This window comes from Fulvivirga ligni (genome assembly GCF_021389935.1).
Classification (GTDB): domain Bacteria; phylum Bacteroidota; class Bacteroidia; order Cytophagales; family Cyclobacteriaceae; genus Fulvivirga; species Fulvivirga ligni.
Genome location: NZ_CP089979.1, coordinates 4095174 through 4115403, shown reverse-complemented (window position 1 = coordinate 4115403; position 20230 = coordinate 4095174). Strand labels below are relative to the sequence as shown.

Below are 20230 nucleotides of genomic sequence, written 5' to 3'. Positions count from 1 at the left end.
ATAATTCTTTATTCAGTTTCTTCAATCTCTTCCAATACCGGTACTGATGGATCGTAGCCGTTGTAACCAAAGTTCTGATGGATTTTTCCCTGGCTGTTAGATACGATAGCGTTGATAGGGATAGGCCATAAAACATGGTAAGGGCTCATGGTGTAAGTATCGCCATGTACGGTAACTACGCCTTTATTGTAGAAATCATTCTTTTCCATGATCCTGTCGAACCAGAAGTTATCCTTACCAAAATCGGCCAGATTATAGGATTTACCATTATACGCGGCCTCGCCTGTTTGGGCGAAGATATAGGCTATTCGGCTGAGCTCGGTGTTTCTTGGCTCTTCGTAGTACAGCTCTCTGGCTCTTTCATCCAGTATAGTTCCTATGTTAATATCACCTGCTGTGTAGCTACCGGCTCCTGCACGGTTTCTTACCTTGTTAATATCATCAGCAGCCAGGCCTAATTCGCCTTTCCAGTAGTGAGCCTCCGCTCTTAATAGATAGGTCTCTGCCAGTCGGAACACATACCAGTCTGAGTTACCACCACGCTGAGGTACGTTGATATTATCAGGCACCCAAAGCTTGTAATGAGGCCAGTCGAACCAGTTTCTTATGGTGTCGTTGGTAAGGAGGGTGCCATCTTCAGAATAGAGCTGCAGAGGCTGACCATAATATGGGTCTACTCCTTTTAGGTTCTCATTATTGTAAACCAGATCCTCCATTCTCATCCAGTTGCCTGGAGCATGACGCAGGTCATTTTCATCATCCCAGATAAGGTGGGTGGAATACCAGGTGGCCCGGCATCGGCCAATTCCTCTGCCATACATTTCTGAGAGAGGAATCTCGATTCCACCATTTCCATTCATACCTACATTTCCGTTTGGGGTTCTTATAGCATTAGCACCCGCAATAGAGTAGAATGGTCCTGCATTTCTTATAGTCTGGATGCCCTGAAACAGATCTGTAGTATTACCAATCATATCAGGACGGTCGATCAGCACGTAGAGCACCTCAGAGTTTTCAGGTAAAGACTTGTTTAATGGACGGTGCAAGTCCCAAACCACATTCTTAGAAGCATCAGAGGCGTCTACACCAAATCGCTCTGTCATGAGGGCGTAAGGACCGTCATCTATAGCATGAGAAGCGGCAGCTATGGCTCCATCGAAATCTCCCAGTGCCAGATTAACTTTGGCCAGTAAATGGCTAACAGCTCCTTTGGTCACAGTGCCTCTGTTCACTACGTACGGAACCCACTGCTCAGCAAACTCCAGGTCTTCCTTGATCTTTTGTAGGATTACCTCTCTCTTGGTGGAGTAAAAGTCTAACCTGGGCTCTGTAATTTCCTGAAGGATCAATGGCACATCACCAAACTGATGCACTAATCGGTAATAGCGATAAGCTCTATGCCATAAGGCAGCCGCCAAAATTTCATTTCTTTCCTGCTCATTTTCATACTCGGCATCATCTATCCTTGAAATGACCGTATTAGCATATTTAATGCCTTTGTAGCCTTCGTACCAGTATCTTCCTATACGGTTGTTATTGGTGTTATTTAGCTGAGCATCAGGCTGTATCTGCAAGTTCATGTTCTGTGCTGGCCCCGATTTATCAGTGGTGCCTTCCACAGCTACATCAGAGAATATGAGCTCGGTAACAATAGCTGCCCCATCACCATAAAACTCGGTGTATCGGAGGTTAGCATCGCAGGATACTATGCCTGACCGAAGTCCATCTGGCGTGTTGTAAGTATTCTCAGGTGCATAGAAGGAGAGCGGCTTTGGTTCAAGCCAGTCTTCCTTACAGCCTGCTATGATGATTAGTGCAAACGCAATAATATATATATTCTTCATCTTTAAATATTTCATCGTTGAATGTGCTTTAGAGGGTGAAGTTTAGTCCCAGGGTGTAAGTCCTTGGAATAGGATTGCTTTCCTCAGGGTCGAAATACTCCCAGTCAGGGGCGTATACTGCTACATTTCGCACGTTAAAGAAAGCTTTGAACCTGGTCATGTGAAGTTTCTGAACCAGGGGCTGGGGCAGGGTATAACCCAATGAGATATTATCCAACCTCATAAAGTTCTTAGATCGGTATACACTGAAGTTAGCGCTTCCATTGCTGGAATATAACCTGGCATATTCATTACTAGGGTTTTCAGGAGTCCAGTAGGGATAAACGAAAGAGTTGTTTCTATCCAGGAAACCAGAATTGTTCTTTGCCTGATTGAAAGTGTTGATATGCCCTAGCGAAGAATACAGCATAAAAGACAAATCGAAGTTTTTGTATGAGAAACTATGGTTCCATGACCATCTTACTTTCGGTGTATATTGACCTAAAAATTCCTTGTCATCATTGGTGTACTGAAAGTCTCCATTCTTATCCAGAATCTTAAAGTCACCTGGTTTTACACCATATTTGGCAGCTTCTTCAGCTTCGTTCTCCTGCCATACGCCCAGCACTTTGTAATTCCATACTTCACCTATGGCGCGCCCAATGAACCAGCCATTAGAAATGTCATCTGATTCTTTTTGACCAATCACATTACCTTGATCATCAAGCACGTCCTCCATGTTTCCGTATAAGCTTACAATCTCATTTTTATTGGTAGTAATGTTGAAACCAGTGCTCCAGCTGAAGTCAGATCTTTCTATCACTTTAGCATTGATAGAGAACTCAATTCCTTTGTTCTTTACTTCACCGAGGTTATCCCACACACTGCTAAATCCGAGGATATCCGGAAGACTTCTCGCCACCAATAGATCTTCAGTAGTAGAACTGTAGGCTTCTATGCTACCGCTGATTCTGTTGTTTAGCAAGCCAAAGTCAAGACCAATATTGAATGATGTAGTCTTTTCCCATTTCAGGTTCTGATTGTTCATTCTGTTCACGAAAAGCTGCGTTACCTGAGACACCGTACCATCATCTGGTGAGGCATAAAGGTATTTGCTTGAATTCAGGTCTGATAGGGCCACGTACCTGTCAATATCCCTGTTTCCATTAGAGCCCCAGGAGAAACGTAGCTTACCAAAGTTGAGCCATGAGGGTTTAAGGAATGCCTCTTCGGAGAATATCCAGCCAAACCCTACGGATGAGTTAAGTGCGCGTGGATTTTTCTGTCCAAAGGCCGAATAGCCATCCCTACGAGTGGTGACCGTAAGCAGATATTTGTCTTTAAACGAATAGAAGATTCTACCCATAAGAGCATCACCGGTGCTGTACTCGTCATTAGTGGTAATGTTAGGGGTGGTGCCTGAGCCCAGGTTATGGTAGCCCAGTCTATCATGTGGATCGAACCCGATATTACTCATTTGGCTCGACCATCTTTGGTATTTTTCAGCATTTACTAATCCGGTAAACTCTACATGGTGCTGGCCAAACTGCTTGTTCCATCTCAGGATATTATCAATTTGCCAATAGTATTCCTGATGGTTATATCTTCTTGCCGTACCGCCTCTGGCTGTCCAGTCAGGGTGCTCTACGGAGATATGCTCATAGTCTCTATGCCATTCTAATTTAGGGGTGAAATTGGTCTGAAAGGAGAAGCCAAAAGGCAATTTTAGTTTTGCATAAAGGATATTGTTTAAGGTGTAAAAATCCCTCATCTTATCCGTGTATGTCATGCTTAAAAACGGGTTTCTGGAATTGCCACCAGGATCATCCTGCGGACTGAAACGCAACGAGCCATCATCATTATACTCTGAGCCCCACGGAGATGCCTGAGTAATCTGCCACCAGTCTGCCGGCACCTGACTTTCGTCCCTACGGGCAAACTGTGTGTTAATACCTACAGTGAGATAGTCTGTTACATCCAGGTCTAGCTTCAGGCGTGAACGAAGGGTGGAGAACTTATCTCCGGTGATTATACCTTCGTTATCCATATAACCCAACGACCAGTAGTAGCCTACATCTTTCTTAGAGCCTGAAACGGATATATTATAATCCTGCCTTTTTGCTGCTTGAAATACCTTGTCGTACCAGTTAATACTTTTTCCTGCCTTGTAGTTTTCTATTTCCACAGGCTGTAAACCCAATCTACTGAGCCAAACATCCAGAGGATTACCATTAGCACCGTCGTATGAAAGCCATTGCTCCAGCGAAACATCATCTGGCAAATACCTTGGATCTGAAAACTGATAAGGCTGGCTGTTTACGTTAATGCTTTTCATCACGTCCTGTCTCCAGTTGATAAATCCATCTCCTTGATAAACAGGCATATCCGTAGCCATGGTGGCAACCCCGAAATTGGCATCTACCTGAATAGTGGTGGTTTCTTTTTTAGCCTTTTTAGTTGTAATTACTATCACACCACTAGCGGCCTTGGCACCGTATACCGCTGCTGAGCTGGCATCTTTCAGCACGTCCATGGTGGCGATGTCATTAGGGTTGATATCTGAGAGGTCTCCATAATAAATAACACCGTCTAGCACGATGAGTGGCGAAGTGCTGGCATTTAACGAGTTCTGTCCTCTAATTCGGAAGCTGGCGCCAGTACCTTTGGCCGACGTGGAGTAGCCCACTACGTTCACACCAGCCACGTTACCCCTCAGAATATCTTGAATAGCATTGGGGCTTTCATTTTCCAGCTTTTCAGCATCCAGACTGGCAATAGCACCGGTAAGATCTCGCTTGGTCTGTGTACCATAACCCACAACCACTACCTCTTCAAGGCTGGTCACATCTAAGGATAAGGTAATATCAATGTTCGTTTGCCCGGTGAAAGCTATTTCCTGCGTTTGATAACCAACAAAGGAAATGACCAGTGTGGTGGCATCTTCAGGCACTTGCAGCTGATACCTACCTTCGGCATCAGTGATAGCACCAGTGGTGGTTCCTTTCACGATTATGGTAGCGCCAGGTAATGCTTCTCCGTTTTCATCAGTTACAATACCACTCACAGCTATTTCATCTATCACCTTGGTCTGAGCCTTTTCATTTTTGGCCTGCTTTACATCAATGTAATTATTGATTCTTCGAAAGTTGACCCTGGTTTGTTTAGAGATTTCTACCAGTACATCTTTTACAGAGGCACGCTCTTTATAAAGTGTTACTCTGCCTTCTGCTGCTATGGATTGGTCAAAGCCAAAGGTATATTCTGTCTGACCTTCGATGGTATGCAAAGCTTCTTTCAACTTCACATTCTGAACCTGGATGGTGACATAGGTTTCATCCAAAGGTTTGGTCTGAGCTGCGCCACTACTGGCCAGCACGGCACTAAACAAGGTAAATTGCAGCACCAAAATATAGGCACCGATCCTCATGCAGTGTTTAAAATTGTAGTAAATGTGTTTATTCATGCGTTTAACTTTTAGGATTGTTTTGATTGTAGTTTCTGGCGTAGAGAGGGGCCTAGCCAGTATCCCACAGGTGTTGTTCATTAGTTCGGGTTGTTTTCATCGTAAATAAGTATTTGTTTATGGTTAATGGAGAACCCAAAATTCTGTGTATAACCCATGCGTTGAAGCACGCGCTCCAGACTCTGATTTTTGAATTCAGCGTTGTATTTCCAGTTTTTATGGGTGTAATCTGTAGCTTCTATCTGCACACCGTACCATCGCTGCAATTCGTTAACTACCTCGGTGAAGCTGGCACCCTCGAAGCGGAGAATGTTATCCTTCCACGCGGCCACACCATTACCAGACATGTTGGTCTTTTGGGCTTGCTGCCAGCTGCTGGCAACTGTTAGTTCCTGATAAGGGTTGAGATAATATTTGTTCGTATCTGAGGGCTCCAATGAACTGATAGCCACATGGCCAGTGAGTAGTGATACCCTGGTTTCATGTTCTTCAGGGTAATAACGCACGTTAAAGGAAGTACCCAGTGCGATGGTTTCAATATTGCCTGATTTAACTATAAATGGCCTTTTCTTATCCTCACTTACCTCAAAAAAGGCTTCACCATCTAAATGCAACAGCCTAAGTGTATCTGAGAAGGTGGCAAAATAACTCAAAGTACTGCCGGCATTAAGCCATACAATAGAGCTATCTGAAAGAATTACTCTGGATTTGACTCCTGGAGGATTCTTCTTTACAATAAGCGCCGGTACCACTGTTTGGGAAGGGGAAGATGAGTTTATAAAATAGATAGAACTGCCTAGAGTAAAGCAGAAGATAATGACAGCCGCCACCTTGAGCCATAGAGGTGCGTTTTTTTTGACCGGTGAAATAGCGTCAGAGCCAAAACCTTCACGCATGATCTTATCCTTCATTTCGGCAGCATGAATGTAAGAGGGAGATTCATATTGAGTCCTCATCATGCGGCCCATAGCATCAAACAGTAGCTGGTTGTTGCTATGATTCTGAAGCCAGACTTGCAGCTCCATACTTTCCTGCTGACTGATAACACCAAAAAAGTGTTTGTATAATAGATCATCAATATATGATGGTTCGGCTGATTTATTCATGTGATAAACAGGCGGTTTTCAGCGCCTTTAAATGGATGACGACGAGGAGAGGGAAATCCCGTAATGGAGTTTGAAATATTTTTTCTAATGCTGAAGTAGGCTTACTGCCAGCAGGCTAAATGCTTTGATAATCTGCATTTTATGATCTGATCTTAAGCCAGGATTTTCCAGGTATTTATCAATGACCTTTTTAATATCCAGCAGGGCCAGTTTCAAATGTACTTCTACCGTTCTCACAGAAATGCCCATGATCTCTGCCACCTCTTTGTGTGGCAGTTGATCATCTTTCACCAGCAGGAATACGGCCTTTCGTTTAGGAGGAAGCGCCTCTATACAGTGCTTGATGATTTCATCCAGCTCATTCTGTATCATTTTGGTGAATGGTGTCTGGTGATTAAATACGAAGTATTCTATCTCGTCAGAATCAGCGGCAATCAGTGCAGTACGGCGTTTCTCCTTCTTCAAGTGATCCAGGCACTGATTTTTGATACATGTGAATAAAAAGCTAATGAAATTGTCTTTAACAAAATGCTTCTTCCTGTTCTTCAGCAGCCTGATCAGCACATCAGACACCACATCTTCCGCTGCCTGCATGTCTTTCACATAGAGGTTAGCGTACCTCAAAAGCCTTGTTTGATACTGATCAAAGAAAAGACTGAAAGCCCGCTGATCATTATCAACGGCGATCTTAGTAAGAAGCTGCTGTAGTTGTAGGTCTGCCAAAACTAATAACGGTTTTATCAGCATTATACCAAGTTTATAGATCAGAAAATAGCCTCTAAAGCAGTCCAGCGACAGTTTTGTACGATATTAGACCTTTTGTTGGATGATTGTAGGTGGTTAAAGTGATTGGGAAGGGGGGAACGTGTTAGAAAATTCTCAAACACTTGTTTTCTTTGCCTTAGTTGGTGTTATCACCAACTAAATCACCTGCCTTCAAAATCCTCCTAATCCTTGTTTCCAACGAGGATTTGTAGAGCCTATCATTTGTAATGAGATTATCACTGTTGGTATTTCATAGCTACAGTTCCTTTACTCTTTTGCAATCGACCAAAAAAGTAACAAAAAAGTCTTTCTTGCTGCAAGGTCTTCCGAGAGCTGGAGCATTTTATAGATCGGAACTACCACCAAGGACTTGAGATGGGACTGTTTTTCAATATTTTTTAGTCGCACGACTGGGCAGCAAGAGTTGCATAAACGCAGACTCAAATTGCTATTAATCAAAGTCCTCTCGACGAAAGGAGAGATCTATGTAGTGAGTAGTACCGACCTTTCTTATCCTTCAAATCCATAGATATCTCACTGCCGTTACCAATGACGTAATAAACTAAATAGGTATTTGTTCAAGCTCATAACCTAATTCTTTAGCTGTTTTTATTAGCCACTTTTCTCTATGAAGCTGCATTTTTTCTTCATATGCTTTGATCCCTTTTTCTGTGTAGTCAAGACCTTTTACCATAAGCCGCCAGTAGAGTACTGCCAGTTTTCGTGCTGTGGCTTTAGTCGCTATTCCAGGACCTCTTTTGCTTTTTAATCTGCGCCCAAAAGCACCTAGTGCTATCTTTTTGCTTTCAATTAAACTTTGGGTGGGCAAGTTGCCTAAATATTTGTCCAGCCTTCGGCCTGTACTTTCTGTTTCTGGTTTTGTTTTTCTTGCCGGACTGGTGTTGACCTGGAGATAACCCTAGCCATGAAGTGAAATGTTTCTCGCTTGGCCAATTATAAAGTTCCAGACCTATTTCCGAATACAATTGTAGCCAGGTATAATCGGTAATGCCCGGCAAACACGTAGCATCTTTGCCTGAAAAAATTTTGAGTAGGTGTCCTCCTAAGTGGTCAATATCAGGCTTATTATGCCTAACTGGTTTTCGGTCTTTAACAGACTCTATTTCATTTTTGCTTTGCATATCTGAATCGTAGTTATTGACCCGTTTCATAACTTCCTCTAGTTTATGGTCACATGCCTGTATTTGTTGCTTATAAAATTTATAACCGCTGTATGCCTGTTCCAAAGCAAACAACCCAGCCTCGGTATAATAGCCTGAAAGCGCCTTGAGGACTTGAGATGCCTTTTTTTCTCTAATACTGCTATGGCACAAGGATAAGAGCTTTTGGGCATCACGTTCTCCTGACAGGATGGCTTCTATGATTGCCAGACCACTGGCTCCATGTACCTGACTGAGCACCTCTTTGAGTCGAATATTCATCTCAATTAGTGACTTTTGCATATGATTTACATGCATAGAGGCTGTTCTCAGATGATCTTCTCTCAAGCGCTGGTAAGCACGAACTTCCTTTACTTGAGCATCGGGAACAAAACAGCGATTCAACAAACCATGACTATGGAGTTGCTGAATCCATTGACAGTCCTTTACATCAGTCTTTCGACCTGGTACTTGTCTAGTCTGGCGCCCATCTACTAACCAGACATCTAAACCTGCTGATTCAAGGATCTCATAAAGGATGATCCAGTAAACACCTGTAGCTTCCATAGCCACTGTCTCGATCCCCTCTGATAATAAATAGGAAGATGCCTCTCGAAAACTTTCAGTGAAGGTCTCAAAAACTCGAACATCCTTGTTTTCTAAGGACACAAAAATGTGCTTGGCACCTATATCTATGCCTGCAGCATTTGCTCTCATCTTTTTCATGACTAAAATATTTTAAAAGATAAACAAAGACCTGTAGGATGAAATATTGTACACGACAGACTACCAATCGGACATTCCTAAACAAGGAAGTACCATACTTTGTGACTCCTTTCTATCCAACCATGCTCGAGGACAGGCAAATTGCACTATACGAGGTACGGCTATATTGTACAGGCCACTTCTATCTTAACGTCATTTCGTTTTGTGCGGTTGGGTACCAAATGTTCGGTCTCGATATGACATTCGAAAAAAACCATTTCGCCTTAGTTGGTGTTATCACCAACTAAACCACACACCTTCAAAGACAATAATTCCAGTACTCATCGGTTATAAGCATCGAACTTATTATTACAACCCATGAAATCAACTATTTTCCTGAGCCTGTGTGTTCTATTCATTAGCTTCTCATCTTATTCTCAATCGAAAGAAGCTTATTATTCAAATACCGTTAACGACATCCTCTTTGCTAATTACCGGGTGTTTGAAAACACCAATACTGTTGATTCACTCTTAAAACAATATCCTATTAAAGATAAGGCTGAGTTTAAAGATTTAACTCCTGAGGAAATTGATGCCAAAATAAGTATCAACTGGCATCAGTTTAGGGATGACTTCCTAGCTTCTGTCAACTACGAGGATTACAACTTTACTAAACGTAAGACTTCTATCTATTTCACCTTACATTTTTCTGCTAGCGGCAAGTTAGACTATGTTTTTGTATAACTGGCTTGATGGTTCCAATTTCCTAAAAATGACTGACCATTTCGTGAACTTCACCGCTTCCTATGATTTTTCAGGTTTTCCTCAAGGAGCCTGCTGGTCACAATGTGGCACCATTACGTTGGATACTAAGATGTTGAAGAAGAATGCAGTTGATAGTAACTAGAATGGTTTTACAATGCTGCTGATCAAAAAAAAGGTCATAACGACGGTTCTGACCTTTTTTCTGGTGAATTTACTCCACTGCTATAAATGATACAGTTTTAGATAAGACTTGTAACAATGTGGTTTTATGTTTTCTCGTTTTTTTTGTGATAATTATTTGCCCGCTAATAGTTGAGCGGGGGTGAATAAGGTTTTAAATGAATTATACTTTACCCAAATTGATGAAAATATTTTTCTTAATTGTTTTAGGTATTATTTACAGTAATGTGAATTATGGTCAAAGTCCTGATACTAAAAATGACGCTGTCTTTAATCAACTGCTAAATTATGTGCCTTCACATTTTGACTCTATTCCCACTCACCCCCCTGAAAACAAGCTATTGAAAAGTGTGATGGGGATGAATACCTTAGGAGCTTTCCTGATTTATTGCAGTATAAAGGATGATTTGAAATTATCAGAAAGTGATAATAAGTGGCTACAGGGCCGAATTAAACTTTTTGCTAGTGCTCTTTATAGAGACGGAAAACAAATTCTTCTTAAACCAACAGGCGGCTATGCTGGATGCTCTGAGCAAAGGATTGATACATTGAGATTAAACAATATAGAAATACTTAATTTGTATTTATGTCAAACATGTATCGATTATCATAGAAATGACTTCTTCGTCAATACATTTAATTTAGAAATGTATTCTCTTATGGAGATCAGCCCACCTGATTATAAGACTACTTCGTTTGAGGGGGAATTTATTGGTATTGGTAATAAAAACATTGGAGTAAAACTTATACTAAACAAAAACGGGGAATTTAAATTTTGGATAAATAGAGGGCATGGTTCTGATTTCACCCAAGGCCTGTGGATGAATAAAAACGATACTTTAATTCTGAACTCCAAGGGATTAACGGAAAATGAAAAATTAACTTTTCTGCTATCTAGTGCAGAATGGATAGAATTTAGTGATCTTAAATTTCAATTGAGAAAGGATAAGCTAGTCGGTATAGAGAATAAGAAGATCAAATTAAAGAGTCACTCAAAATAAGCTATGATACTATTTATTGAAGGCATGTTAGATATTAATTTAATACCTGAAATTGAACATATCTTTTAATAAAATTGATGCTAAGGATAGTCATTATAGGAGTTTGTAATGCTACATATTTATGCCAATAATCCTACCAATGGGAATTGAATATAATATTTTATTGTTATTTTGTGCTAAAGGGATTTACTATGAATACGGTACAATTGAGAAAAGAATTGCATGAATATATTGATCAAGCAGATGAGAGGACTCTTAGGTTAGTTCGTGGAGTATTTCAGACAGATCGCGAAGACTTCACTTTACCAGGTGAGCCAATGAGTGAGGAAACCCTAAAGCAAAGAATTAAAGATGCAAAAGCCAGGATAAGCTCAGGCCAATTTACCAGCCATGAAGACCTTGAAAACGAAATGGAAGAATGGTAAAGGATGAACCAAAAAAAGCTAAAAATCATCTGGGATGATGAGGCCAAATTTGCATTAAGGCATATTTACAAGTATCTAAAGAAACGCGAATCAGCAGATGTTGCTAGAAAGGTTAGAAACAAAATAGTCTCAGGTGTCAAAAAACTTAATGTATTCCCTGAGAAATTTGAACAGGAACCTGTTCTCCTTCAGGAGTTAGGGAATTATAGATACAAGGTGATCTGGAGTTATAAGATCATTTATGAAGTAACTAAGGAAGCGGTGTATATCGTGGATATTTTCCATACTAGCAGAAATCCCTCTAATATTAAAGGTCATTGAACTGTCATGAACCAAGCTTAGCCTCTTCCCAAATTCTCTCAAGAAATGACCGAAAAAAAAACACTCAAATCATGATAATCACCATAAAAAAAGCCCGACATATGCCGGGCTTTCGTTATTAATATCAGAGTGGATTAATATCCGTCATTTTGTTTGAAAAGTGTTCCGTTCACATCAAGTGTGGCTTGTGGGATACAGAATACTCTTCTAAATGGTTCTGTTTTAGGCTTGGCTGTGTAGGCCTCATCGAACTTGCCGAAACGGATCATCTGAGGTCTTCTTTGCATTTCCCAGTATAACTCAAAACCCAATTCTTTGTAAAGCTGTGCTTCATCTAAGCTTGTTAATGCTTCACCAGCTACGCTGCCATAAAGGGCTTCTCTGGTTCTGCTGGTACGTAGCATGTTTACATCTGCCAGTGCGTTGGTATTGTCACCTTTTCTGAAATAGGCCTCAGCCCTCATGATGTAGATTCCACCTAATCTGTAGATGGGCACATCTACACGGCTGCTACCGTTACCGTTCATAGGATCATGCTCAAACTTGAAGATTCTTGCTCCTCTGTTGATCTGATTTTGAGCGAAGATAGACTCGCTAGGGGTGTCAAAGTCAAGCTCAGGAGTAAAGTCCATAGGAGTACCAGAGCTTTTTTCCATTACCAAGGCAGATACTTTTATTCTGCCATCCTCGGTCATTATAAAATTACCTTTTTCTAAAACAGGGCCATATTGCTGACCGTATAGAATGCCACTGTTAAAGTGAAACCATACGTTAGAGCTGTTTGGCACTACATCTTCTGCAGGTACACTTACATCTGTACCGTCATTCATAAACCAGGTGCCATCTCCATACTGATACTTTCTAGAGAAGCGAGGATCATCATGATTACCGTCCCAGCTGTGGAAGAACTCAGGAGTTGTACAAGCAGCATTAGTACCTCTGTTTCCTGGCGAAGGGCGTTGATTTCTAGCCATGTTTACATAGCCTAAATCGTTGTCTCCAGATCTTGCACCTTCTATCTTTTGTACCACAGTGAAGATCATTTCAGAGCCACCAGAGTTATTGATAGAGAAGTTCTCGAAGAAGTTGCTAGCCAGGTTAAACTTTCCAGAATCGATAAGCTTAGAAGTATACTCAATTACCATATCCATGTCTGACTTACCAGCAGTTAATGAGGCTTCGTTGAAGTTAAACTCAGAAGCAGCATTGAATCTGTCTTTGAAAACAGCACGGTTCAAATACATCTGAGCTAAGAATCCATAAGCAGCCTCTTTTGTAAACCTACCATCATGGGTTGATTTTTCTCCTAATGAAGCCAAATCAGGGATTAAAGACTCTACTTCCTGAATCAACAAATCGATATCATCAGCGCCCTTTAGAGCTACTACTGCCTCATTTTCCATAGCCGGAGCCTGGTTAAAAAGGTCTAGCATAGTATAGGTGTAGAATGCTTTCAAAGCCTTAGCCTCAGCCAGGAATAATGATTTATCAGCAAAATCGCTGTTTTCTACAGTTTCAATAGCGGTGAGAGATCTTGCAATGCCGTTGTTAAGTCTGTTCCAGTTGCCTAAAACCACTTCGTTATAAGGAGTCCAGGTAAACTCGTGGAATGCTCTCCATTTACCGCCGTCACCCCAGTCACTACCACGGGTTGGTAACAAAGCGATGTCAGAAGTATACTCCTGCATAGCGATCATACCACTATTATCTACAAATGTACCATCACCAAGTCTGTCATAAGCAGCGGCAAGTGTTCTTTCAGGGTTAGTAACACTGTTGTCTATTAGCACTTCATCCAGTACTTCTTCATTTAAATCTGTACAGCTGGAGAAGAACATACCAGCAGCCATAAGGGCTACAGTGGTCTTTTTAAATATATTGTTAGTTTTCATGGTCAATTAGAATTTAACATTTACGCCTAAAATGAATGTTCTGGCAGTAGGGTAGCTGGTGTAATCTATACCGATAGACTGGTTGCCACCTGTGGCCTTAGGGCTGTTAATTAATGGATCATAACCACTGTAATTAGTGATTGTGAATAGGTTCGTTCCTGTTACGTAAAGGTTCACACCATGTAACCAGTTGATATTAGCTGTTTTAAAATTGTAGCCTAATCTAGCAGTGTTTAATCTGAAGAAATCAGACTTTTCAAGGTAATATGAACTGGCGGTAGGTGAGTTAGCCGGATTAGCACCAGACTCATAGTAGTCTGTAGCTACGTTACGATCAGATGCTAAGTTGTTGATGTTGATTGCATTAAGCGCAGTGTTGTTGAATAAATAACCTCCTGCCTGGCCGATGAAAGCTAAAGACAAATCGAAGTTTTTATATCTCATCTGGCTATTCAAGCCGTAAGTAACCTTAGGTAATGCACCATCATAGATGAAATTATCCTGGCTGTTAATGCTGCCATCATTGTTTCTGTCAGTGATAACGTCAAAGCCATTTTCATCAAAACCAGCGTGCTCAGACAAGTAGAAAGAACCAGCAGAGTGGCCATTAGTGAAGATGTTAGCCTGCACACCAGACATACCCGGACCAGACACTTTACCTGAAAGGATGTATGAAACCGGAAGGTCTTTTATTTCATTATGAATAGCTGCTCCATTAACATCTAAGTTCCATGAGAAATTATCTGTTTTCACAATGGTAGAACCTAAAGTCAATTCAAAACCAGTGTTAACAATCTTTCCGTCCATGTTTACCCATACATCTTCTGAGGGGCTAAGCACTGGTGAAGGAATGTTAAGGATGGCATCGGTTGTGGCTTTGTTAAAGAAGTCGAATGTACCGTAAAGCTTCTCGTTGAATAAAGTGAAATCTAAACCAACGTTAAACTGAGTTACCACTTCCCATTTCAAATCAGGGTTAGGCGTTCTTAAAATAGTTACACCGTTTACTAAATCAAGATTGTCATACAGATAGTATCCTTCAGATCCTGAAAGTGCATAGCTCTCCTGAGTGATCTTGTTCTGAACTTCCTGATTACCAGTTTGTCCCCAGCTAGCTCTAAGTTTCAGGTTGTTTACTTTATTCGTGTTGCTTAAGAAATCCTCTTTGGTAAGGTTCCAACCTAAGGCAAATGAAGGGAAGTAACCATACTTGTTGTTTGATCCAAATCTGGTAGAACCATCCGCTCTCATTGAAGCAGTAACCATGTACTTACCATTGTAAGCGTAGTTAATTCTACCGAAGTAAGACTGCAATTCATTCTCCTGAGCAAAACCAGAAATGTTGATCAAGGAATTACTTGGAGTAGGGTTGTTCTCAGGCTTTACACCTTCACCTTTAGGCGATAAATTGTCAAAACCGAAGGTAGTTCCCGAACGCTCAAACTTCTGATATGAGAAACCAGCTAACACATCTAATTTGTGAGTAGTGTTCAGCAGGCTGTAAGTTAAATAGTGCTCAATAAGGCTGTTAGTAGTCTCAAAATCACTCTGCACATACATACCATTAGGGCTTCTGTCAGTAAGGTTAGGGTAGATGGTAGTGTTTCTTTCAGACGTAGATCTGTCTACACCCACGTTCATCTTATAGGTTAAACCGTCAATGATTCTGAATGATAACTGAGCATTACCCAGCACTCTTACCGTACGGGTTTCATCCTCATAAATGCTAAGCAAATAAGCCGGATTATAGTGAGCATTCATGTTAAAGTTAGTGTACTCACCATCAGCATCTTTCAAAGGCCAGGTAGGGTTTGCCATCAAAGTATGGATGATCAATTGACCGTCAGATCCACCATCATCACTGGTAGGCACACCATGGTCTGTGGTTTCAGAGGCTGTTAAGTTTACTTGTAAGTTTAATCTTTCATCATCGAAGAATGACTCTGAAGCATTGATTCTACCTGTAGTACGCTGGAAATCACTTTGTTTCACAATACCTTCCTGATCTATGTTGCTAAGAGAAACATAATAGTTGCCAGACTCAGTAGCTTTGGCGAAAGATAGAGAGTTGTTATAAGTAACACCTGTTCTGTAGATCTCATCTTGCCAGTCAGTATTGCCGCCATGATCAAAAGCAGGATCTTCTATAGCATTTCTGTATTCAGAAGCACTTAATACATCAAGCTTGTTGGCCACGTTAGAGAAACCCATAGAAGACTCAAAGTTTAATGTAGGCTCACCAATGTTACCTTTTTTAGTAGTGATGATAACCACACCATTAGAACCTCTGGCTCCATAGATAGCGGCAGCAGATGCATCTTTCAATACGTTGATAGACTCAATGTCGCTGGTGTTTAGGAAGTTTAATGGGTTCTTGGCATTAGAAGAACCGAAACCTACGTTAGTACCACCAGGGCTTACATTATCATTAGCCAAAGGCACGCCGTCTACCACGAATAAAGGTGTGCTACCACTTCTGATAGATCCTACACCTCTAATAGTAACATCGATGCCTGCACCTGGCTCACCGCTGGAGTTAACCACACGTACACCAGCAACCTTACCCTGCAATAAATTATCAGGAGAAAGGTTGATGCCTTGCTTAAAGTCAGCTCTATCCAGCTTAGTTAATGATCCGGTAACATCAGCTTTGGTTTGATTACCGTAACCAATTACCAAAACTTCATTTAGTTGAGAAGCATCTAGTTCCAGCTGCACATCTATAGGCGTTGTAGAAGCCGCTAGCTGCTCTGGTTTGTAACCAATATAAGAAACCTGGATAGAAGCCCCAGATTTTACCTGGATGGTGAATTTACCGTCGAAATCAGTGATAACTCCGTTATTAGTGCCAACCTCTAGTACAGTAGCCCCTGGAAGGGGAGATCCCGTTTCATCTTTTACGGTTCCTGTTACTGTTTGCTTGTTAGACTGAAAATATGTGGCAGCAATTGTATTGCTCTCTTTGTGCAGATTTCCTTCTGCCTGGGCTTGCCCTACCGTAACGGAAAGGGCTATAGTGGCCAGAAAAGCTATGTTTTCCAGCTTTAAATAAGTATCTTTAAAGTTCATCAATTTAAGTGTTAGTGAAGTAATGCTTAAAGGTTAACCGTGGTTGTTGCAGCAACTGCGGTTTCTTTTTTGGGTGTTAGGATCGTATTAGTTCTCTATCATATCTCGTATTTAGGTTCTACAGTTATGTCAGTTTAAGCTTTGGGCTAAAGCGTTTTAGCTTATTGACGCTTATTCCTCTTATTTATTAGGTAAAATAAGAAGTACGTTTGCTTGCTCTCTTAATTTTGGCGCTAAGCTAGTAGAATCTTTTTCACATGGCCAGAATAGGAATGTTACAATATCATTAAGGAAATATTAACACCCATTCACAGGGTTATTATTCCTGTAATATTTCTATAATAAATTTAACTTATAAGTAATGAGAGGCCAGCGGCTTAGGCTGCTTAACATCTCGATAATCTTTAATTGATTAAATCATTACATTAAAATTGTGGTTGTTTTTTACGGCCGAAACAACTTTGCTGTCCTTTCTACTTACCTAAAATAAACATGAAGCGACTAGCATATATTCCATTAATAATCAGTGTATTATCTTGTGCATCACCCGTTGACAAAAAGATCAATGAGGTGCAAATCATTGGGTCTCACAACAGCTATAAGCAAGCCATAGAACCTAATTTGTATGCTTATCTGGAAGAAAAAGATACTACCGACGGCATTCAGACTTTAGAATATACCCATATTCCTATTCCTGAGCAGCTTAGCATGGGGCTTAGAAATCTGGAGATTGATGTTTATATAGATACGGAAGGTGGCAGATATGCACATCCTAAAGGTCTGGACCTGGTGGATGGTGATAGTAATTATGACCCGGAGGGAAAAATGCTGAAGCCTGGTTTTAAAATGCTGCATGTATTAGACATTGATTTTAGAACTTCATATTATACTTTAAAAGACTGTTTGGAGGCAATGAAATCATGGTCAGAGCAACATCCTGATCATTCGCCTGTATTTATTACACTGGAGCCTAAAGATGGAGAAACTAACCGATGGGGAACTACTCCAGAGCCTTATACAGCGGCTGCTTTCGATGAACTGGATCGTGAACTCATCAGTGGGTTAGGAGAGGAGCACCTGATTACTCCGGATATGGTTCGTGGTGACCATGAAACCTTAGAGCAAGCTGTGTTAGCTGGCAATTGGCCAAGTGCTTCTGAAGGACGAGGCAGGTTCATGTTCATACTTGATAATAATGGATCTAAGAGAGAGTTGTACAAACAAGACCATCCTAATCTTGAAAGTAGAGTTCTATTTATAAATGCCCCTCAAGGTACTCCAGAGGCCGCGGCTATGATTATTAATGATCCGCATGATGCCAGCATACCAGAATTGGTCAAGCAGGGTTACATCATCAGAACCCGGGCCGACGCTGGCACCAAGCAGGCTAGAGATAATGACTACTCAGATTTCGAAGCCGCTAAGCAATCAGGTGCACATATCATCACTACAGACTATTATGTGCCTAGTACTTTATTCAAATCTGAATATCATGTGTCTTTCGAAGGCGATACTTTTGAAAGGGAAAATCCGATTTTGAAGTAGCGTACCTAATAGATTATAAAACTGTTATAAATTTCACAGAATCAGGGCCTTTTCCGCCTTTCTATACCCAGATGTTACCTAGTATAAAGCATTTGTAACAAATCAGAATATCGACAGAAGCTTAAAATAATACATTTACAATCGATTGAAATACTTATAAAGTCCACATAGGGAAAGAGTTGAATAGCTCTACTCTTACTCTTTAGACTTTCTGTATTTCGGAATTGATTGCAACTTATTTTATCGCTTTTGTCGAATGCTAAAACTACTTACTCAACCCAACCTACTACTTTACTTTTCCCTTATTCTCCTTATAACATCATGCAGCTCTCGGCTGGATGGTAATGGCTCTAAAGGTCCGGAGAATAGACAAAAGTCAATAGCCTATTTTGATTCCTTCAACTATATCGGCAATGATGATTTTTATAATGACAATCCGCTGCCGGGCAATGACTACTTCTATAATCCCATTTTACCAGGATGGTATTCAGACCCAAGTGTATGCGCTAATGGTGATGATTATTTTCTGGTAACATCTACCTTTTCTTACTTTCCGGGTGTACCTATTTTCCATAGTAAAGATCTGGTGAACTGGAAGCAGATCGGTCATGTGCTTAATAGACCATCGCAATTACCGCTAGATGGACAACGGACCAGTCAGGGTATTTTTGCGCCAGCCATCAGCTACAATCCGAATAATCAAACCTATTACATGATTACCACTAACATAGCCAAGGGCAATTTCTTTGTGAAGACGAAGGATCCGTTTGGTGAGTGGTCAGAGCCGATATGGCTTCCTGAGGTGAAGGGCATTGATCCCTCGTTTTTCTTTGATGATGATGGTAAGGCCTACATCGTGAATAACGATGAGCCTGAGGAAGGCTCTACTTATGATGGTCACAGAGCCATAAGAGTTCAGCAGTTTGACGTAGAAGCGGAAAAGACATTTGGTCTCAGAAAAGTACTGATCAATGGTGGTGTTGATATCTCTGAAAAACCGGTTTGGATTGAAGGACCGCACTTGTATAAGATCAAAGGCCAATATTTTCTGATGTGCGCTGAGGGTGGTACCTCAGTGAATCATAGAGAAGTGATCTTTAAAGGAGATAGTCCCATGGGAACTTTCACACCTTGGGATCAAAACCCCATTCTTACCCAAAAGCATTTAAATCCCTCCAGAAATAAGCCGATTACCTGTGCCGGGCATGCTGATTTAGTGCAAAAGCCCAACGGAGAATGGTGGTCCGTGTTTTTAGGCTGCCGGCCAATCAATAATGAGTTTGAAAATCTGGGCAGAGAGACTTTTCTAATGCCTGTAAAGTGGAGTGACGATGGCTATCCGTACATCACCAGAGATAATGAAGAAGTGCCCAGAGTAGTGCAGATGAATGGTCTCCAAAGAGCTGAAAAGCCAGTATTTGGTAACTTCAATCGATTAGAATCATTTGATAATCAGGAGCTTAATCAAGAATGGTTCACCATGAGAGGTAGAGCTTTAGATTATTATTCTCTAACAGATAATCCTGGCTATTTAGCTTTGAAATGTGCGCCGGTAGCATCTACAGAAAAAGAAGGAATTACCCTTTATAGCACGAAGAATTCAACACCATAAGTTTGAAGTCAATTCTACCATTCACTTTGAACCGGCCACAGCAGCTGACGCCGCTGGTCTGCTGCTCTATAAGGATGAAAAGCACCAGTATTTCCTCGCTATTCATGGTACTGACAGTCAAATGAGGGTATCTCTACAGAAGATCTCAGAAAACGGAACAGAGGAAATAGAGCGTAAACCACTGCCTTCCGGAAATTATAAGATAGACCTGAAGGTTACTTCTGATGGCACCAATTTTAACTTTTACTGCAGCACTGATGGCGAAAAATGGGAGACCATTGCTGAAAATATCAGTGCCCAATATTTATCAACGGCTAATTCATTTGGCTTTACCGGAACTACGGTAGGCATGTACGCCACCAACAGGCTTTGATCTGATGGTGGAGCTTTAAAGCATT

16 protein-coding genes are annotated in these 20230 nt (G+C 41.0%); 8 read left to right on the top strand and 8 right to left on the bottom strand.

Annotated elements, in window-relative coordinates:
- Nucleotides 1-8 precede the first annotated feature (8 nt).
- From LVD16_RS17330 to LVD16_RS17305, 6 genes are all read right to left on the bottom strand, one after another.
- Nucleotides 9-1844 (bottom strand): RagB/SusD family nutrient uptake outer membrane protein, encoded by a 1836-nt coding sequence (locus tag LVD16_RS17330; protein WP_233769537.1) that lies wholly within the window; start codon nucleotides 1842-1844, stop codon nucleotides 9-11.
- A 28-nt stretch (nucleotides 1845-1872) separates the two neighbouring features.
- A complete protein-coding gene (locus LVD16_RS17325) occupies nucleotides 1873-5286 on the bottom strand; it encodes a SusC/RagA family TonB-linked outer membrane protein (RefSeq protein WP_233769536.1) in 3414 nt (1137 codons plus the stop codon).
- An 80-nt stretch (nucleotides 5287-5366) separates the two neighbouring features.
- Nucleotides 5367-6392, bottom strand: coding sequence for a FecR family protein (locus tag LVD16_RS17320; RefSeq protein WP_233769535.1), 1026 nt, complete (start codon nucleotides 6390-6392; stop codon nucleotides 5367-5369).
- 84 nt (nucleotides 6393-6476) lie between these two features.
- Complete coding sequence (locus LVD16_RS17315) at nucleotides 6477-7139, bottom strand: RNA polymerase sigma factor (RefSeq protein WP_233769534.1); 663 nt, start codon at nucleotides 7137-7139, stop codon at nucleotides 6477-6479.
- 580 nt (nucleotides 7140-7719) lie between these two features.
- Nucleotides 7720-7986 carry a hypothetical protein gene (locus tag LVD16_RS17310; RefSeq protein ID WP_233769533.1) on the bottom strand — a complete coding sequence of 89 codons (267 nt, stop codon included), beginning with the start codon at nucleotides 7984-7986 and terminating at the stop codon, nucleotides 7720-7722.
- Nucleotides 7964-9043 carry an IS110 family RNA-guided transposase gene (locus tag LVD16_RS17305; protein WP_233769532.1) on the bottom strand — a complete coding sequence of 360 codons (1080 nt, stop codon included), beginning with the start codon at nucleotides 9041-9043 and terminating at the stop codon, nucleotides 7964-7966. The genes LVD16_RS17310 and LVD16_RS17305 overlap by 23 nt, the downstream gene beginning before the upstream one ends.
- A 357-nt stretch (nucleotides 9044-9400) precedes the next feature.
- On the opposite strand from LVD16_RS17305, the gene LVD16_RS17300 reads away from it, so the two are divergent.
- The 5 genes from LVD16_RS17300 to LVD16_RS17285 all read left to right on the top strand — a co-directional run bounded on the left by LVD16_RS17300 (nucleotide 9401) and on the right by LVD16_RS17285 (nucleotide 11714).
- Entirely contained in the window at nucleotides 9401-9766 is a 366-nt protein-coding gene (locus LVD16_RS17300; RefSeq protein WP_233769531.1) for a hypothetical protein, read from the top strand.
- Nucleotides 9767-9794: 28 nt separating this feature from the next.
- Nucleotides 9795-9929 (top strand): hypothetical protein, encoded by a 135-nt coding sequence (locus LVD16_RS27760; RefSeq protein ID WP_255697678.1) that lies wholly within the window; start codon nucleotides 9795-9797, stop codon nucleotides 9927-9929.
- Nucleotides 9930-10149: 220 nt separating this feature from the next.
- The gene (locus LVD16_RS17295; protein WP_233769530.1) at nucleotides 10150-10968 is read left to right on the top strand and encodes a hypothetical protein; all 819 of its coding nucleotides are present in this window, start codon (nucleotides 10150-10152) and stop codon (nucleotides 10966-10968) included.
- A 191-nt stretch (nucleotides 10969-11159) separates the two neighbouring features.
- A complete protein-coding gene (locus LVD16_RS17290; protein ID WP_233769529.1) occupies nucleotides 11160-11393 on the top strand; it encodes a hypothetical protein in 234 nt (77 codons plus the stop codon).
- Between the two features lie 3 nt (nucleotides 11394-11396).
- Nucleotides 11397-11714 carry a type II toxin-antitoxin system RelE/ParE family toxin gene (locus LVD16_RS17285; protein WP_233769528.1) on the top strand — a complete coding sequence of 106 codons (318 nt, stop codon included), beginning with the start codon at nucleotides 11397-11399 and terminating at the stop codon, nucleotides 11712-11714.
- A 134-nt stretch (nucleotides 11715-11848) separates the two neighbouring features.
- Here the strand turns inward: LVD16_RS17285 and LVD16_RS17280 are convergent, their stop codons facing one another.
- Nucleotides 11849-13606 carry a RagB/SusD family nutrient uptake outer membrane protein gene (locus LVD16_RS17280; RefSeq protein ID WP_233769527.1) on the bottom strand — a complete coding sequence of 586 codons (1758 nt, stop codon included), beginning with the start codon at nucleotides 13604-13606 and terminating at the stop codon, nucleotides 11849-11851.
- A 6-nt stretch (nucleotides 13607-13612) separates the two neighbouring features.
- Entirely contained in the window at nucleotides 13613-16675 is a 3063-nt protein-coding gene (locus LVD16_RS17275; RefSeq protein ID WP_233769526.1) for a SusC/RagA family TonB-linked outer membrane protein, read from the bottom strand.
- Between the two features lie 492 nt (nucleotides 16676-17167).
- Between LVD16_RS17275 and LVD16_RS17270 the strand changes: the two genes are divergently transcribed.
- The 3 genes from LVD16_RS17270 (at nucleotide 17168) to LVD16_RS17260 (ending at nucleotide 20205) form a co-directional block, all read left to right on the top strand.
- A complete protein-coding gene (locus LVD16_RS17270) occupies nucleotides 17168-18220 on the top strand; it encodes a phosphatidylinositol-specific phospholipase C1-like protein (protein ID WP_233769525.1) in 1053 nt (350 codons plus the stop codon).
- Nucleotides 18221-18476: 256 nt separating this feature from the next.
- Nucleotides 18477-19832, top strand: coding sequence for a glycoside hydrolase family 43 protein (locus tag LVD16_RS17265; protein WP_233769524.1), 1356 nt, complete (start codon nucleotides 18477-18479; stop codon nucleotides 19830-19832).
- Complete coding sequence (locus LVD16_RS17260) at nucleotides 19807-20205, top strand: beta-xylosidase family glycoside hydrolase (RefSeq protein ID WP_306309408.1); 399 nt, start codon at nucleotides 19807-19809, stop codon at nucleotides 20203-20205. Before LVD16_RS17265 ends, LVD16_RS17260 begins: the two co-directional genes overlap by 26 nt.
- Nucleotides 20206-20230: the final 25 nt, after the last annotated feature.

Excerpts from the sequence above, each read along its gene's own strand:
- LVD16_RS17330 (WP_233769537.1), bottom strand. The coding sequence starts at position 1,844 with ATGAAGAATATATATATTATTGCGTTTGCACTAATCATCATAGCAGGC.
- LVD16_RS17325 (WP_233769536.1), bottom strand. The coding sequence starts at position 5,286 with ATGAATAAACACATTTACTACAATTTTAAACACTGCATGAGGATCGGT.
- LVD16_RS17320 (WP_233769535.1), bottom strand. The coding sequence starts at position 6,392 with ATGAATAAATCAGCCGAACCATCATATATTGATGATCTATTATACAAA.
- LVD16_RS17315 (WP_233769534.1), bottom strand. The coding sequence starts at position 7,139 with ATGCTGATAAAACCGTTATTAGTTTTGGCAGACCTACAACTACAGCAG.
- LVD16_RS17305 (WP_233769532.1), bottom strand. The coding sequence starts at position 9,043 with ATGAAAAAGATGAGAGCAAATGCTGCAGGCATAGATATAGGTGCCAAG.
- LVD16_RS17300 (WP_233769531.1), top strand. The coding sequence starts at position 9,401 with ATGAAATCAACTATTTTCCTGAGCCTGTGTGTTCTATTCATTAGCTTC.
- LVD16_RS27760 (WP_255697678.1), top strand. The coding sequence starts at position 9,795 with ATGACTGACCATTTCGTGAACTTCACCGCTTCCTATGATTTTTCAGGT.
- LVD16_RS17295 (WP_233769530.1), top strand. The coding sequence starts at position 10,150 with ATGAAAATATTTTTCTTAATTGTTTTAGGTATTATTTACAGTAATGTG.
- LVD16_RS17290 (WP_233769529.1), top strand. The coding sequence starts at position 11,160 with ATGAATACGGTACAATTGAGAAAAGAATTGCATGAATATATTGATCAA.
- LVD16_RS17285 (WP_233769528.1), top strand. The coding sequence starts at position 11,397 with ATGAACCAAAAAAAGCTAAAAATCATCTGGGATGATGAGGCCAAATTT.
- LVD16_RS17280 (WP_233769527.1), bottom strand. The coding sequence starts at position 13,606 with ATGAAAACTAACAATATATTTAAAAAGACCACTGTAGCCCTTATGGCT.
- LVD16_RS17275 (WP_233769526.1), bottom strand. The coding sequence starts at position 16,675 with ATGAACTTTAAAGATACTTATTTAAAGCTGGAAAACATAGCTTTTCTG.
- LVD16_RS17270 (WP_233769525.1), top strand. The coding sequence starts at position 17,168 with ATGAAGCGACTAGCATATATTCCATTAATAATCAGTGTATTATCTTGT.
- LVD16_RS17265 (WP_233769524.1), top strand. The coding sequence starts at position 18,477 with ATGCTAAAACTACTTACTCAACCCAACCTACTACTTTACTTTTCCCTT.